14 protein-coding genes are annotated in these 13,367 nt (G+C 56.5%); 5 read left to right on the top strand and 9 right to left on the bottom strand.

Annotated features, from left to right (window positions below; genetic code table 11):
- Positions 1-32: 32 nt before the first annotated feature.
- Together AC2FEB_RS17690 and AC2FEB_RS17685 are read right to left on the bottom strand one after the other, a co-directional pair.
- The gene (locus AC2FEB_RS17690; protein WP_299901030.1) at positions 33-392 is read right to left on the bottom strand and encodes a flagellar biosynthesis protein FlgN; all 360 of its coding nucleotides are present in this window, start codon (positions 390-392) and stop codon (positions 33-35) included.
- Complete coding sequence (locus AC2FEB_RS17685) at positions 382-657, bottom strand: rod-binding protein (protein ID WP_299901033.1); 276 nt, start codon at positions 655-657, stop codon at positions 382-384. The genes AC2FEB_RS17690 and AC2FEB_RS17685 overlap by 11 nt, the downstream gene beginning before the upstream one ends.
- Before the next feature lie 109 nt (positions 658-766).
- On the opposite strand from AC2FEB_RS17685, the gene AC2FEB_RS17680 reads away from it, so the two are divergent.
- The 3 genes from AC2FEB_RS17680 to AC2FEB_RS17670 are packed head-to-tail and all read left to right on the top strand — an operon-like array spanning position 767 to position 3,576.
- A complete protein-coding gene (locus tag AC2FEB_RS17680; RefSeq protein ID WP_496675436.1) occupies positions 767-1,990 on the top strand; it encodes a flagellar hook-length control protein FliK in 1,224 nt (407 codons plus the stop codon).
- Positions 1,991-1,993: 3 nt separating this feature from the next.
- A complete protein-coding gene (locus AC2FEB_RS17675) occupies positions 1,994-2,656 on the top strand; it encodes a flagellar hook capping FlgD N-terminal domain-containing protein (RefSeq protein ID WP_496675434.1) in 663 nt (220 codons plus the stop codon).
- Between the two features lie 53 nt (positions 2,657-2,709).
- Positions 2,710-3,576, top strand: a complete 867-nt coding sequence (locus AC2FEB_RS17670) for a phosphotransferase (protein ID WP_496675432.1) — start codon at positions 2,710-2,712, stop codon at positions 3,574-3,576.
- Positions 3,577-3,585: 9 nt separating this feature from the next.
- Here AC2FEB_RS17670 and AC2FEB_RS17665 read toward each other — a convergent pair whose 3' ends face one another.
- The 5 genes from AC2FEB_RS17665 to AC2FEB_RS17645 form a co-directional block, all read right to left on the bottom strand.
- On the bottom strand, positions 3,586-4,887 hold the full coding sequence (locus AC2FEB_RS17665; RefSeq protein WP_496675431.1) for an NAD(P)/FAD-dependent oxidoreductase: 1,302 nt from the start codon (positions 4,885-4,887) through the stop codon (positions 3,586-3,588).
- Positions 4,884-5,702: an ABC transporter permease gene (locus AC2FEB_RS17660; RefSeq protein ID WP_117871973.1), complete on the bottom strand. Its 819-nt coding sequence runs from the start codon at positions 5,700-5,702 to the stop codon at positions 4,884-4,886. The genes AC2FEB_RS17665 and AC2FEB_RS17660 overlap by 4 nt, the downstream gene beginning before the upstream one ends.
- Positions 5,699-6,589: an ABC transporter permease subunit gene (locus AC2FEB_RS17655; RefSeq protein ID WP_299638174.1), complete on the bottom strand. Its 891-nt coding sequence runs from the start codon at positions 6,587-6,589 to the stop codon at positions 5,699-5,701. The genes AC2FEB_RS17660 and AC2FEB_RS17655 overlap by 4 nt, the downstream gene beginning before the upstream one ends.
- Positions 6,589-7,716, bottom strand: a complete 1,128-nt coding sequence (locus AC2FEB_RS17650; protein ID WP_496675428.1) for an ABC transporter ATP-binding protein — start codon at positions 7,714-7,716, stop codon at positions 6,589-6,591. Before AC2FEB_RS17650 ends, AC2FEB_RS17655 begins: the two co-directional genes overlap by 1 nt.
- 76 nt (positions 7,717-7,792) lie before the next feature.
- Complete coding sequence (locus AC2FEB_RS17645) at positions 7,793-8,878, bottom strand: polyamine ABC transporter substrate-binding protein (RefSeq protein WP_496675426.1); 1,086 nt, start codon at positions 8,876-8,878, stop codon at positions 7,793-7,795.
- Positions 8,879-9,018: 140 nt separating this feature from the next.
- Here AC2FEB_RS17645 and AC2FEB_RS17640 point away from each other — a divergent pair, with 140 nt between their 5' ends.
- Positions 9,019-9,702: a GntR family transcriptional regulator gene (locus AC2FEB_RS17640; RefSeq protein ID WP_299901055.1), complete on the top strand. Its 684-nt coding sequence runs from the start codon at positions 9,019-9,021 to the stop codon at positions 9,700-9,702.
- Between the two features lie 77 nt (positions 9,703-9,779).
- Positions 9,780-11,177 (top strand): aspartate aminotransferase family protein, encoded by a 1,398-nt coding sequence (locus AC2FEB_RS17635; protein ID WP_496675423.1) that lies wholly within the window; start codon positions 9,780-9,782, stop codon positions 11,175-11,177.
- 53 nt (positions 11,178-11,230) lie between these two features.
- Here the strand turns inward: AC2FEB_RS17635 and AC2FEB_RS17630 are convergent, their stop codons facing one another.
- On the bottom strand, positions 11,231-12,547 hold the full coding sequence (locus AC2FEB_RS17630) for a lytic murein transglycosylase (protein ID WP_496675421.1): 1,317 nt from the start codon (positions 12,545-12,547) through the stop codon (positions 11,231-11,233).
- Positions 12,548-12,609: 62 nt separating this feature from the next.
- The gene (locus AC2FEB_RS17625) at positions 12,610-13,323 is read right to left on the bottom strand and encodes a helix-turn-helix transcriptional regulator (RefSeq protein WP_117871958.1); all 714 of its coding nucleotides are present in this window, start codon (positions 13,321-13,323) and stop codon (positions 12,610-12,612) included.
- Between the last annotated feature and the right edge of the window lie 44 nt (positions 13,324-13,367).

Genomic DNA, 13,367 nt, shown 5'->3' with positions numbered 1-13,367 from the left:
CCCAAAATTTCGGATTTGAATCAAACTTCTACCTACGCCCGCTTTTCCAGCTTTGCAGTGTTACGAACCGTAAATTCACTCCGCTGCCCGTCTGCACCATAGGTGCTGAATTCCTGCCGAACACGCCGCAGTTCACCCATTCGGCTGGCGACTGCTCGGATGCCTTCAGCCGCGCTGTTCAGCAGCGCCTGATTGCGTTCGGCTTTCTGTTGAACGCGAATCAGTGCCTCGCTTTCCAGCACCTGAAGATCATTGATTGCACCGATCAGCTTCTCTTTTTCAGGCGCCATGCTGGACAAACGGTCCAGATCCCCCTGCACAAGTGCGACACGTTCCAAATCCAGGACTTCTTCCAAAGACTTGATCAACACTGCATCGGCCTTAGACGTCATCGGTTTTCTCCATCAGTGACTTGAACAGAATTTCGGAAAGGCCCACGCCACCGGACCGGGCCAGTTGCTGCGCCTGATGTTGAACAAGCATCGAAGAAAACTGATCTTCACCTGCGCCACCACCAAAGGACTGGCGGGTCTTGCCCAACCCGGCAGATTTCAGCATTTCACCTAGAAACGCGGCTTCCAGCTCTATGGCCACATCTTTCAGTCGGGTTTGGGATAATGGTGATTGAGATACGTGAGGAAGGGTGGAAACCTTCATGGCCTTCTCCGAATTTGCCTCGAACTTTCTCGATCAAAGGCGAAAGCGGTTAAAATAAACGTAACTTCCTGCAGGCAGTGTTCCGACCAGACACACGGAGCCGGAGCAAATGCCCAACCCCCTAACGCTGGCGAACGCAACGCCGACTTCAACCGAGAAAGCCGCCACATTTCGTAAAGCTCCGGGCCAAAAAACTGGCTCGGAGAGCTTTCAGGACGTCCTCGGACAAGAGGTTGGCGCCACTGGCCTTCCTGAAGGCGAAAACCCTGCCATCAATTCCGAGCTGACAAATGTCGAAGCGGAGCCCGAGCCTGTGCCGGGGACAACGGCTGAGGCATCAGCAGCGGCCCATCCCTCCCCGATTTCAGAACACACCGGTGAACAGCAAATCCTTTCTGCATTCCTCGAAACCCCCGGCTTAGACGAGATAACGATGGTGCCGGTTCAGATTGCGGAGGCAAATCAAGCACCCTCAAAAATACCGGATCAACCACAGGTATTGGTATCAAAAGGACTGTCCCTGCAAAGCGACTCGTCCTTCCCGGTTCCGCCGCTCTCGCAGAAGGCGCAGGATCCGACGCCCCAACCTGCGCAAATGACAAACATGACCGAAAAAGGCCAAGTGTTTGATCAGCTGGTAAAGACCAAAGGCACGGTCGAACAAATGGGGGGCATCCCGCTTCCTCTGGATCCTGAAAAGAAACTGTTGCCCGAAGTGAACATTCTCACGCCTAAACCACCAACGCCTAACCGGGCGCCCTCGGTGGCGCAGCTTCAGCTGATGGCAACTGCTGTTGAATTCGAACCGGTGGCACCCGTTGTCGAGGCTGAGGCCCTGCATGCCGCCAGAGAGGAACCTTTGCCGCTGACCTCACGCGATTCTGTGCCTCAACTCACGAGTCCGTCTTCTGCCGCCCGAGCAGAAATCGCCCGGGCGATGGCTGGTCAGCTGGCAGCAGCGGTCCAGACACGTACCGGATCAGGAGCAACGGAAATTGCGCTGAATCCGGAAGAGCTTGGGCGTGTTTCCATTGTTCTGAATGGCCGGGAGGACGGCCTGCAAATCACTATTGCGACCGAGCGTCCGGAAACCCTCGAATTAATGCGACGTCATTTATCCGTTCTGACAGAAGAGTTTCAGAAACTGGGCTATGGGGATCTGAGCTTTGATCTGGGAACCTCTTGGGGTTCTGGCGCACATCAAAAGGGTGCAGACGACCCAGACACCCAATCCCCATCACGTTCAGAAGCTGCGCCGCACGAACGGATCGATCGCACAACTTCCCATCCACAGAATTTGGCCTCGGGCCGGGGCATCGACATGAGGTTTTGACCAATGATTACGCCTTTCAACACCACGCAGCCCGTTGCGGATCAACAAAAGGCCGGGGCATCACAGAAGTCTGCGATTACTTCGGACTTTGAGACATTCTTGCTGATGCTAACGGCGCAGGCAAAGAATCAGGATCCTTTGGAGCCGATGGATTCGACCGAGTATGCGTCTCAGTTGGCGCAGTTCTCGATGGTCGAGCAACAAGTCCAGACCAATGACCTCTTGTCCACCTTGGCCAACGCATTGGGCGGTACGAAACTGAACGAACTTGCAAGCTGGGTGGGCATGGACGTCCGCTCAACCTCGGCCTTTCACTTTGAAGGCCAGCCGGTGATACTGTTTGCTCAGGCCGACCCTGATGCGGACGCAACCAAATTGGTGATCCGCGACAGTGACGGTACGGTGATCGATAAAGTCACTGTGCCCACGACGACTGAGGAGTTTGTTTGGGCGGGGGTGGATTCTTCAGGCAATCCAGTGGCATCAGGCAACTACACTGCAACCCTTGAATGCTACAAAGGCGATGAGTTGCTCTCCGAGAAACCTGTCGCCACCTACGGTCGCGTCATCGAAGCACAGGTAGGCATCGATGCTGTTTTATTGACCCTGCAAGGCGGTCAGGTAATTCCCGCAACTCAGGTCACTGCGGTCAGAACTGGTGCTTGATCTACCGGGCCGGACAGGCCAAAGCTTGGCAAATCGACTCGCCAGAAAAAGTGATGGAACCTCTGCCCAACCTGTCTGCCCCCCCTCGAGATCTGGTTGACCATCTCCATGCGCAAGCATTGGTCAACGCACATCCTCGGTTCGAGACCTTGTACGGCGGGCGCACCAACAGGGTCTGGAAGGTCAAGGGCCGCGCAAGCGACAAGGTCCTGAAACTCTACAGCACAGCATTGCGCAATCCATTGTTTCGAAATGATGCAGAGTTGGAAGTCCAATGCCTGAAGGCGCTTGGCACCACGGGTTTCGTGCCAAGGCTGCGTGCCACAGGGCAATACAATGAAGCCAGTTGGGTGTTTTACGACCACGCACCCGGAGCACCCTGGCGGCAGGGGTCAGCCCAGGTCGGTGCCTTGCTGCGCAAGCTTCATTCCCTGTCCATCGCCGTCCAAGCGCCAGTCGGATGCAATGGCAGCGAAGACTTGCGAGCTCATGGAAACAGAATTCTGCAGGGCTGTACGTCAAACACGCGTGGCAAACTCGCAGATTTGCAACCTTCAACCTCTGTCACACCTACGGAACAGACTTGTCTGATCCATGGCGACCCCGTGGCAGGTAACATCCTGGTGGCGACCGGTGGTCTGACTTTGATCGACTGGCAATGCCCAGCCCTTGGCGATCCTTGCGAAGACCTTGCGCTCTTTTTGTCGCCTGCGATGCAGCAACTTTACCGAGGCTCACCGCTGTCGAAGAAAGAGGAAGACCAGTTTCTTTCCGCCTACGGCAGACCCGAAATCGTCGCGCGCTATCTACAGCTCAAACCGTGGTATGCGTGGCGCATGGCAACGTATTGCCTCTGGCGCGCCGAAAACGGTGCGCCCGACTATGTGACAGGGTTGAATTTGGAAACCGCAATTCTGTAACGCCCCGCCTCATCGCAGGTCGGCCAGCGCCAACATGGCGTAGGCTGGCGGCATGAGCACACGGCGCCAGCGACCCAATGGAAACTGACCTGGTTTTTGCGTCATCACGGCTGGCAGCCTGGCGTCCTGCCCCAGAACCAAGCGCGCCAATGCTCGACCACAGTACGTGCCCATGGCGACGCCATTGCCGTGATATGCAAACCCGGCAAACATCCCCGGTTGTTCCGGAACGGGGCCGACGAAAGGTGTCAGGGCCCGTGACAGGCACACCAAACCGGACCAGATATGAGTGACCTCGACCGTCGACCAAGCAGGAAACATATGTTTGAAATCCTGCTGGACCTTTTGCCGAATGGCCGCTTCAGCCCCGGCCGATGACCGCAAGCCGCCTCTCATCCCAAACAGAAAGCGCCCGTCCGGCATCAGGCGAAAATAGTGCAACAGATTGCGCGTATCATAGCACATCTGATCCGTAGACCACCCTTGTACCACTTGCTCGGCTCGACCAAGGGGACGCGTTACCAAAACGGTCGACTGTGCAGGCATGTATCGTCCGGACATCCAGGCCGGGATATCCTCGCTGGAATATCCGTTGGTACACACCAACACCGCCTGCGCTTTGACTGGCCCGCTCTGCGTTTGCAACACAAAGCCGGACGCCGTTTTTTCAACGCTCAGAACCGGGGATTTCTGGAACAGATATGCGCCCATTGCTTCGGCGGCTCGGGCAATCCCGAACAGATATTTGCGGGGATTCAATCCGAAACCGATCGGCGAAGTGTAGGCACCATGAAACGCGCCACCCATGCCCTTCGCAGGCAGATCTCCGGCTTCGTGCAGGGTTCCCTTCTCGTCGGCATTCCGGCGCAACACGTCCATTGCCCTTTTGGAATGCGCCATTTGGGTTTCCCCGTTGGAGTGGGTATCCGCATCGATCTGATGCTGTGCCAACAGATCAGCGACCAGTTGAACCGCTGCCTGTTCCGCTTTCGCATAGTCCCGAGCGGCGTCGCTGCCAAATCGACGCTCCATGGATTCGTGGCCAAGTTTTGAACCCCCAAGACAGCAAAACCCACCATTGCGGCCCGAAGCACCCCACCCCGGCGCGCCGGCTTCGAACACCGCAACCGAAGCGTTCTTAGCCAAATGCAAGGCAGCAGAAACGCCTGTAAATCCGCCACCGATGATGGCCACATCCACATGCATGCCGCCTTGAACCTTTGGCCAATCCGGGCTGGCAACAGTTTCGTCCCACCAGCAGCCGTCGCGAGGTTCGCTGCCATAGGCGTAGTCTGGAAATATCCGCTTCATTCGGTGCGCGCTGCGGCCATTTCGTCCTGCTGCTGCCGCACCATCGCGCGTTTGGTCACAAGCGAAGCCGTGATTACCCCGACTGTCACCACAGCGATCATGATCGTCGACAACGCGTTGATTTCCGGGCTGACGCCAAGGCGCACGGCCGAGAATATCTTGATCGGCAATGTCGTTGCCGACGGCCCCGAAGTGAACGATGCAATCACCAGATCATCAAGTGACAAGGTGAAGGCCAGCAACCAGCCCGAGATTACCGCAGGTGCGATGATCGGCAGGGTGACAAGACGGAAGGCTTGCGCGGGCGAGCATCCAAGGTCCAGCGCAGCCTCTTCCAGCGAGCGATCAAAAGTTATGAGGCGCGAGGATACGACAACCGAAACGAAACACATCGAGAAAGTCGTGTGTGCCAGCACGATGGTCAGAATACCCCGATCCAGGCCGATGCCGATAAACAGCAGTAGCAGCGACAGGCCGGTGATCACTTCAGGCATCACCAGCGGCGCATAGATCATGCCGGAAAACAGTGTCCGGCCAAAAAAGCGCCCGCTGCGGACCATCACATAAGCGGCGGCCGTTCCCAGAATCGTAGCCAGCGTCGACGAAAAGACCGCGACCCGGATCGTGACCCAGGCGGCATCCAGGAACGCCTCGTTCTGAAGAAGCTCTCCGTACCACTTCGTCGAAAACCCGGCCCAGACCGTGACTAGCTTGCTTTCGTTGAAGCTGAAGATGATCAGGATGATCATCGGGATGTACAGAAAAGCAAATCCCAGCGTCAGCGAAACCGTGTTGAACCAACTTAATCTGTTCATCCCTCTGCCTCCGCCTGTTTCTGCTGGTTGCGCTGAAACAGCACGATAGGAATGACGAGAATCAGCAGCAGTACGATGGCCACCGCACTTGCAACCGGCCAGTCACGGTTCGAAAAGAACTCTTCCCACAGAACCTTGCCGATCATCAGCGTACCCGAACCGCCCAGAAGTGATGGGATCACGAACTCACCGATCACGGGGATCATCACAAGGAAACACCCCGCGATGATGCCAGGCTTGGACAGTGGAATGGTCACCAGCCAGAAGGCCTGAAAACGAGAACATCCCAGATCCTCCGCCGCCTCGATCAGCGATCCGTCCATACGCTCCAACGCCGAATAGATCGGCAGGATCATGAAGGGCAGATAAGTGTAAACGATGCCAATATAGACGGCGGTCGAAGTGTTCAGGATCGTCAACGGGGTCGAGATTATACCGGTCCACAGCAAAATCTGGTTGAGATACCCTTCGTTCGACAGAATACCCATCCACGCGTAAACCCGGATCAGGAATGAGGTCCAGAAGGGCAGGATAACCAGCATCATCAGTGTCGGTCGCCATTCCTGAGGTGCCCGGGCCATACCGTAGGCCATTGGGTAACCCACCAACAGGGTCAGGAAGGTCGAAATCAAAGCGATCTTCACGCTGGACAGGTAGGCTTTCCAATACAGGTCGTCTTCCGTCAGCCAGACATAGTTCTCGAAGTCCAGTTGCCCGAAGAAATCTTTGATCCCCGTCCAGCCAGCGGACAGGTCCAAAGTTGGCGTATAAGGCGGGATGGCCAGGGCGATGTCCGACAGCGAAATCTTCAGAACGATGAAGAACGGCACCAGAAACAGAGCCAACAGCCAGACGTAAGGAATGGCGATCAGAATGGCACGGCGCATCAATTGGCCAGCAGAACCGCAGCCGTGGCTGTCCAGGACAGCCAGACCGGGTCTTCCCAGGTGAACGAACGACGCGAGATGCGACGGGTGTTGGCCGTCTGTGCCTTGATGATCGTGCCGTTTGCCAATTCAACGTGATAGGTGGACAGATTGCCCAGATAGGCAATGTCGTGAACCTTGCCCTGAACAGCGTTGACCGCATCAACGGGCCGTTCGGCAGAAATCGTCACTTTCTCGGGGCGGATCGCCAGATGGCAGGACTGACCGTCTGAGAAACCAGCAGGCGATGATGCCGTCAAAGGTGCCTGACCTTCGGCCCAAACGATCTGGTAAGCGCCCTCTCCGGATGGAGTGGCGCGGCCTTCGATGATATTCACATCTCCTATGAAATCAGCGACATAAACAGATTCAGGGTTTTCATAGATGCGATCCGGTGTGGCCACTTGCTTTAACTGGCCCTGATCCATCACCGCGACACGGCTGGCGACTGTCATAGCCTCTTCCTGATCGTGGGTGACGATGACGAAGGTGGTACCCGTCTTCTCCTGAATATCCATCAGCTCGAACTGGGTATCTTGTCGTAGTTTTTTGTCCAGCGCACCCAACGGTTCATCCAGCAGCAGAAGCTTGGGCGATTTGGCCAATGAGCGCGCCAGTGCCACGCGCTGCCTCTGACCACCCGAGATCTGATGGGGTTTGCGACGGGCAAACTGTTCCAGCCGGGTCAGGCGCAGCATTTCTTCCACCCGGTCTTCCAGATCGTGCTTGGGCATGTTGTCCCGTCGCAGACCAAAGGCGATGTTTTCCCAGACACTGAGATGCGGGAACAGGGCATAGGACTGGAACATCATGTTCACGGCCCGCTTGTTTGGCGGGATGGGGTCGATATCCTGCCCGCCCAGCAGGATATGGCCTTCGGTCGGGGTCTCGAACCCGGCCAGCATCCGCATCATCGTTGTTTTGCCGCACCCTGAAGGGCCGAGCAAAGCAAAGAATTCTTTTTCGAAGATATCCAGCGACAGGTTGTCGATCGCGGTGAACTCACCAAAGCGCTTGGTCACGTTCTGGAACTGGATCAAAGGTTTCGCCTGTGGGTCTTCCCACGGCGCAAAGACATCAGAATTCAAAGCAGCCCCCGCATGGTCAGTTTGGACAATAGTGCGGCGGGGCGGTCTGGTTACCGCCCCGCGCTTATAAACCGGATCAGGTGCCTGACTTGATCTTGGTCCAAAGACGGGTCACGACCCGCTGTGTTTTCGCGGGGTACGGAGTCGTGATGTACAGGTTTTGCATCGTAGCTTCATCCGGATATATTGCCGGATCACCGATCACGTCTTCCTCAAGAAACTCCTGAGACGCCATGTTGCCGTTGGCGTAGTACACATAGTTGGACGCAGCGGCCATGTTGTTGGCATCCAGAATGAAATTCAGGAACTTGTGCGCACCATCTGGATTCGGCGCGTCGGCAGGAATTGCCATCTGGTCGAACCACATCAACGAGCCTTCTGCGAACGGATGGTATTCGATGTTCACACCGTTGTCGGCTTCGGCCGCGCGATCCCGCGCCTGCAGAATATCTCCGGACCAACCCACGGCTACGCAAATATCACCATTTGCCAGCGCGTTGATATATTCCGAGCTGTGAAACTTCTGGATGTAGGGACGAACGCTTGTCAGAACGTCTTCGACCTTCTTGATCACTTCCGGGTCGTGGCTGTCGGGGTCTTCACCGATGTACTGCAAGGCCATCGGTATCATTTCGGCTGGAGCATCAAGGAAATGAACGCCACACGAGGCCAGCTTTTCCATGTTCTCCGGTTTCAGAACCAAATCCATGCTGTTCAGGGCCACGTCGTCACCCAAGACTTCTTTGACTTTGTCGACGTTCACACCGATGCCCGTTGTTCCCCACATGTAGTTGATCGAGTAGGCATTGTTCGGATCATATCCTGCGGTGCGTTCCTGGATCACGTCCCACAGATTTCCAGCATTCGGCAACATGGCCATATCCAGTTCCTGAAACGCGCCCGCCTGAATCTGGCGCTGCAGGAATGTGCCCGATGGCACCACCACGTCGTATCCTGAACCACCGGCCAGCATCTTGGTTTCCAAAACCTCGTTGCTGTCGAACACATCGTAGATCAAAGTCAGACCGCTTTCTTCTTCGAATTTGCTCAGCAATTCTTCGTCGATGTAGTCAGACCAGTTATATACACGCACCTCTTCGGCGAATGCCGCCGAAGTCCCCAATGCGATGACCGCTGTCATGGTCAGCGTTTTGATTGTCATATTCTTCTCCCTGCAAGTGTACGGCTATTTTCCCGTTTTTTTGGATTTGATCAAGTTTTGCGTTTTTCCTCGATCCAGCGTATGGTTTCACGAGGTCTGTCACCTGACAAGTCAGGGTTAGTCGAAATAGGAAGAACCAATTGGATTTGATCAAAAATAAGGCATCTGCGTCGACAATCGACAATGGGAAACAGCCCGCGCATGAGCAGGTTTACCAAAAACTCAGATCACAGATCCTGTTCGGGGAATTGGTTCCTGGTCAGCCTGTCACGATCCAGGGCCTGACTGATTCGCTTGGCGTTGGCATGACCCCGGTACGCGAAGCCATCCGCCGGTTGATCTCGGATGGAGCATTGGTGTTTCAAGGCAATCGGCGCGTGAGTGTTCCACTGCTTTCACCAGGTGACATCCAGGAAATGATATTTGCGAGAACCGCAATAGAATCAGAGCTTTCAAGGCGCGCGACGTCGAATCTGCAAACCGAAGATATTGATCATCTGGAGCGTCTCGACATGCATCTGGACCGAATGATTGCCGACGGAGACGTGGGTGGATATCTGCGCCTGAACCAGGCGTTCCACGAAACCTTGTATTCACACGCAAACGCACCGATTCTTAGCGATCTGGCCGAAAGGCTTTGGTTGCGGTTCGGTCCGTCGCTGCGTGTCGTATGTGGCCGATTCGGAACTCAAAGTCTGCCGGATCGACACAAGGATATCATTTCCGCTTTGCGCAACGGAGACGCCGAAAAAGCCGCAAAAGCAACGACACAGGACATTGAGCAAGGCATGGAATTGATGGCGGACGCCCTAACTTCCACCTAACTCAACCCGATTCGATTGACAGCAGTGAATTTGATCATATTGTGAACCGCAACTGCGTTCTTGTAGGAGATTCTCCGATGTCCACCATAACCAACCATATGCCGACCGCCGAATTGCAGGCGCTGGATGCGGCGCATCACATCCATCCTTTCTCGGCCAATGGCGCGCTGGGACAGGAAGGGGCACGCGTGATTACACGCGCCAGCGGAGTTTACCTGACCGACAGCGAAGGTGAGGAAATTCTGGACGCTATGGCAGGTCTTTGGTGCGTCAATATCGGCTATGGCCGTGATGAGCTGGCCGATGTCGCCGCGCGTCAGATGCGAGAACTGCCCTACTACAACACCTTCTTCAAGACGACCCACGTGCCCGCAATCGCACTGGCCGCCAAGATCGCCGAGCTGGCACCGGGTGATCTGAACCAAGTCTTCTTCGCAGCCGGCGGGTCCGAGGCCAACGATACCAACATCCGCCTTGTACGCACCTATTGGGCCGAGAAGGGGCAGCCGGACAAGAATATCATCATCAGCAGGAAAAACGCGTATCACGGGTCTTCCGTCGGGTCGGCTTCGCTGGGCGGTATGGCAGGCATGCACGCGCAGGGCGGCATTCCGATCCCGAACATTCACCACATCAACCAACCGAACTGGTGGGCCGAAGGCGGCGACATGTCGCCCGAAGAGTTCGGACTGGCCCGCGCGCGCGAGCTGGAAGAAGCCATTCAGGAACTGGGTGAAGACCGTGTTGCGGCCTTTATCGCCGAGCCGGTTCAGGGCGCGGGCGGTGTAATCGTGGCGCCGGACACATACTGGCCGGAAATTCAGCGTATCTGCGATAAATACGATATCCTGCTGATTGCCGACGAAGTGATCTGTGGGTTCGGCCGTACCGGCAACTGGTTCGGATCCGAAACCGTGGGCATCAAACCGCATATCATGACCATCGCCAAGGGGCTCAGCTCGGGCTATGCGCCGATCGGCGGGTCCATCGTGAATGACGAGATTGCCGAAGTCATTGGCGGCACCGAATTCAATCACGGTTACACCTATTCCGGCCATCCGGTCGCGGCTGCTGTGGCTTTGGAAAACCTACGTATCCTCGAAGAAGAGAAGATCGTCGAGCATGTGCGCGATGTTGCTGCCCCCTATCTGAAAGAGAAATGGGAAGCCCTGGCCGATCACCCGCTGGTGGGCGAGGCGAAGATCGTTGGCATGATGGCGTCCATCGCATTGACACCCGACAAAGCCAGCCGCGCCAAGTTCGCGTCCGAGCCCGGCACGGTCGGCTATATCTGCCGAGACCGCTGCTTTGCCAACAATCTGATCATGCGCCATGTGGGCGACCGTATGATCATCTCGCCGCCGCTGATCCTGACCCCGGCGGATATCGACGAAATGTTCGTGCGCATCCACAAGTCGCTGGACGAAGCACAGGCAGAGATCATTGCTCAGGGACTGATGAAAGCCGCATCCTGAAATCAGAACGGGCTTTTTCAAGGGGGCGACCCGTTTGGATCGCCCTATTTTTTCTACCGAAGCCGCTGCAAAAGTTCCGCAGTTGGATAGCCGTCCGGCATCAAGCCCCGCGCCAATTGGTAAGCGCGGACCGCATTGATGGTGTTCGGCCCGGTGCGCCCATCGATACCCTTCGTATCAAACCCGGCCTGGGTCAGCCGGGTTTGCAACTCTTTTTTCTCGGTGAAGCTCAGCGCCCGCTCACCTCGGGGCCAGTCGGACTGAAACGGTTCACCACCCGCAAGCCGGTCGGACAGATGTCCGATACCGATCACATAGGCATCGGCACCGTTATAGGCCTCGATCACGCTGAAATTGTCAAAAATCATCAGCGCTACGCCCTGCCCCCCTGCCGGAAGCAGAATCGCCGCCTTCCCATGATCCGGCACGGCTTGGCCGTTCCCGGCCACCACACCCCGAGCGGCCCATGCAGACGGCAGCAGGGTATAGTCACGACGGGCTGCCGCGTAATCGAAATCGGCAGGCAAGCGCACCTCAACGCCCCAGGGCTGCCCCTTTTTCCATCCGTGCCGCGCCAGATAGGACGCGGCCGAGGCCAGAGCATCCGTCGGGTCGTCCGACCAGATGTCACGCCGACCATCGCCATCAAAATCAACCGCGTGATCCAGATATGAGGTCGGCATGAATTGCGTGTGCCCCATCGCGCCTGCCCAGCTGCCCAGCATGTTTCCGGCAGTGACATCCCCAGCCTGAACGATCCTCAGGGCGGCGATCAACTGAGTTTCAAAGAACTGCGCCCGCCGCGCATCAAAGGCCAGTGTCGCCAGGGAACTCAGCGTCCGGTTGCTGCCACGATAAGAGCCGAAAGATGTTTCCAGCCCCCAGATTGCCGTGACCACTTCCTTTTCAACGCCATATTCAGCCTCGATTTGCTTCAACACCAGCCGATGTTGCTGCATGGCGACACGACCATTGGAAACGCGCGAGTCCGAGACTGCGGAATCCAGATACTCCCAGATCGGTTTCGAGAATTCCGCCTGATTGCGGTCACGTTTCAGGATATCCTCGTCAAAGGTCATGTCCGAGAACACCCTGTTCAACGTTCTTTCCGTTATGCCCTGCTGTTGCGCGCGTTTCTGAAACGCACCGAGCCAGGCCTGAAACCGTGCGCTCACTGCCGCGGACACCCGCAAAGCCTCAACGGCCGGGCGCGGGACCGGACGGATCGAAACCGTCACATCCGCCGAGGCCAGCTGGATCGTTTCGCCGGTCACTGCACTGTCTGGCCATTTCGTGTTTTCTGATGTTTCCGCCTGCACTATGGATGCCCACAATGCGACGGTCATGACGCCGCCTACGCATTTATGCATTCCGATTTTTCCTGATTACTGCTCAACCTCAGGGTAGCGCAAAATCGGTGAATCATAAAGTCTCAGACGTCCACTTCGCGCTCCTGTGCGTCGCGCTCTGCGCGGATTTGCGCCAAAACCTCGCGCAGCATGGGCACGCGGTTCGGTCTAAAGCTTTGATCTGTAACAGACATGTCCTGCATACGATCCAACCGGAAGACGCGAAAATCCTGTCTTAGGTGGCACCAGCCGAGCAACACATTTGATCGATCCATGTAGACGATGCTCAGCGGGTTGATCCGTCTTTGTGTGGCATCGCCTTTTGCGTCCGTGTACGAGAACTCGACCGCGCGTTCGTCCCACGTCGCCTGCCGCAAAACGGCCACGTCGATTGTCGGCGCGGGCGGGCGATTGAACCGCGTTGCCGCCAGAACCGCGTGGCTCAGCCGATGGGACTGACGCTGTGGCAATCGCCCCTGCAATTTCCGTAGGGCGGCGCTGGCTGCATCTGACAAGGCAGGATCACCAATCACCTGTACTTCGCGAAGGCCGAGAACAAGGGCCTCAAGCTCGTCATCAGTGAAACCCAATGGCGGCAGTGTGGCATCTTCGATCAGAGTGAATCCAAACCCCGCTTCACCGTCGATAACGGCCCCCAGACCACGCAGCGCGTCAATATCCCTGTGAATTGTTCTGGCAGAAACACCCAGATCCTGTGCCAACTGTTCAGACGTTCTGGGCGATGGGCCAGAACGCAGGGCTTGCATCAGTTGGAACAATCGGGCGGTGCGGGACATGATGAACCCTAGCCTACCCCTAGTGACAGAAACTGTCATTAGGT

The organism is Ruegeria sp. YTSC106 (assembly GCF_059609765.1).
Note: the sequence above shows the minus strand (reverse complement) of the source record. Positions and strands in the feature narration are given on the sequence as shown.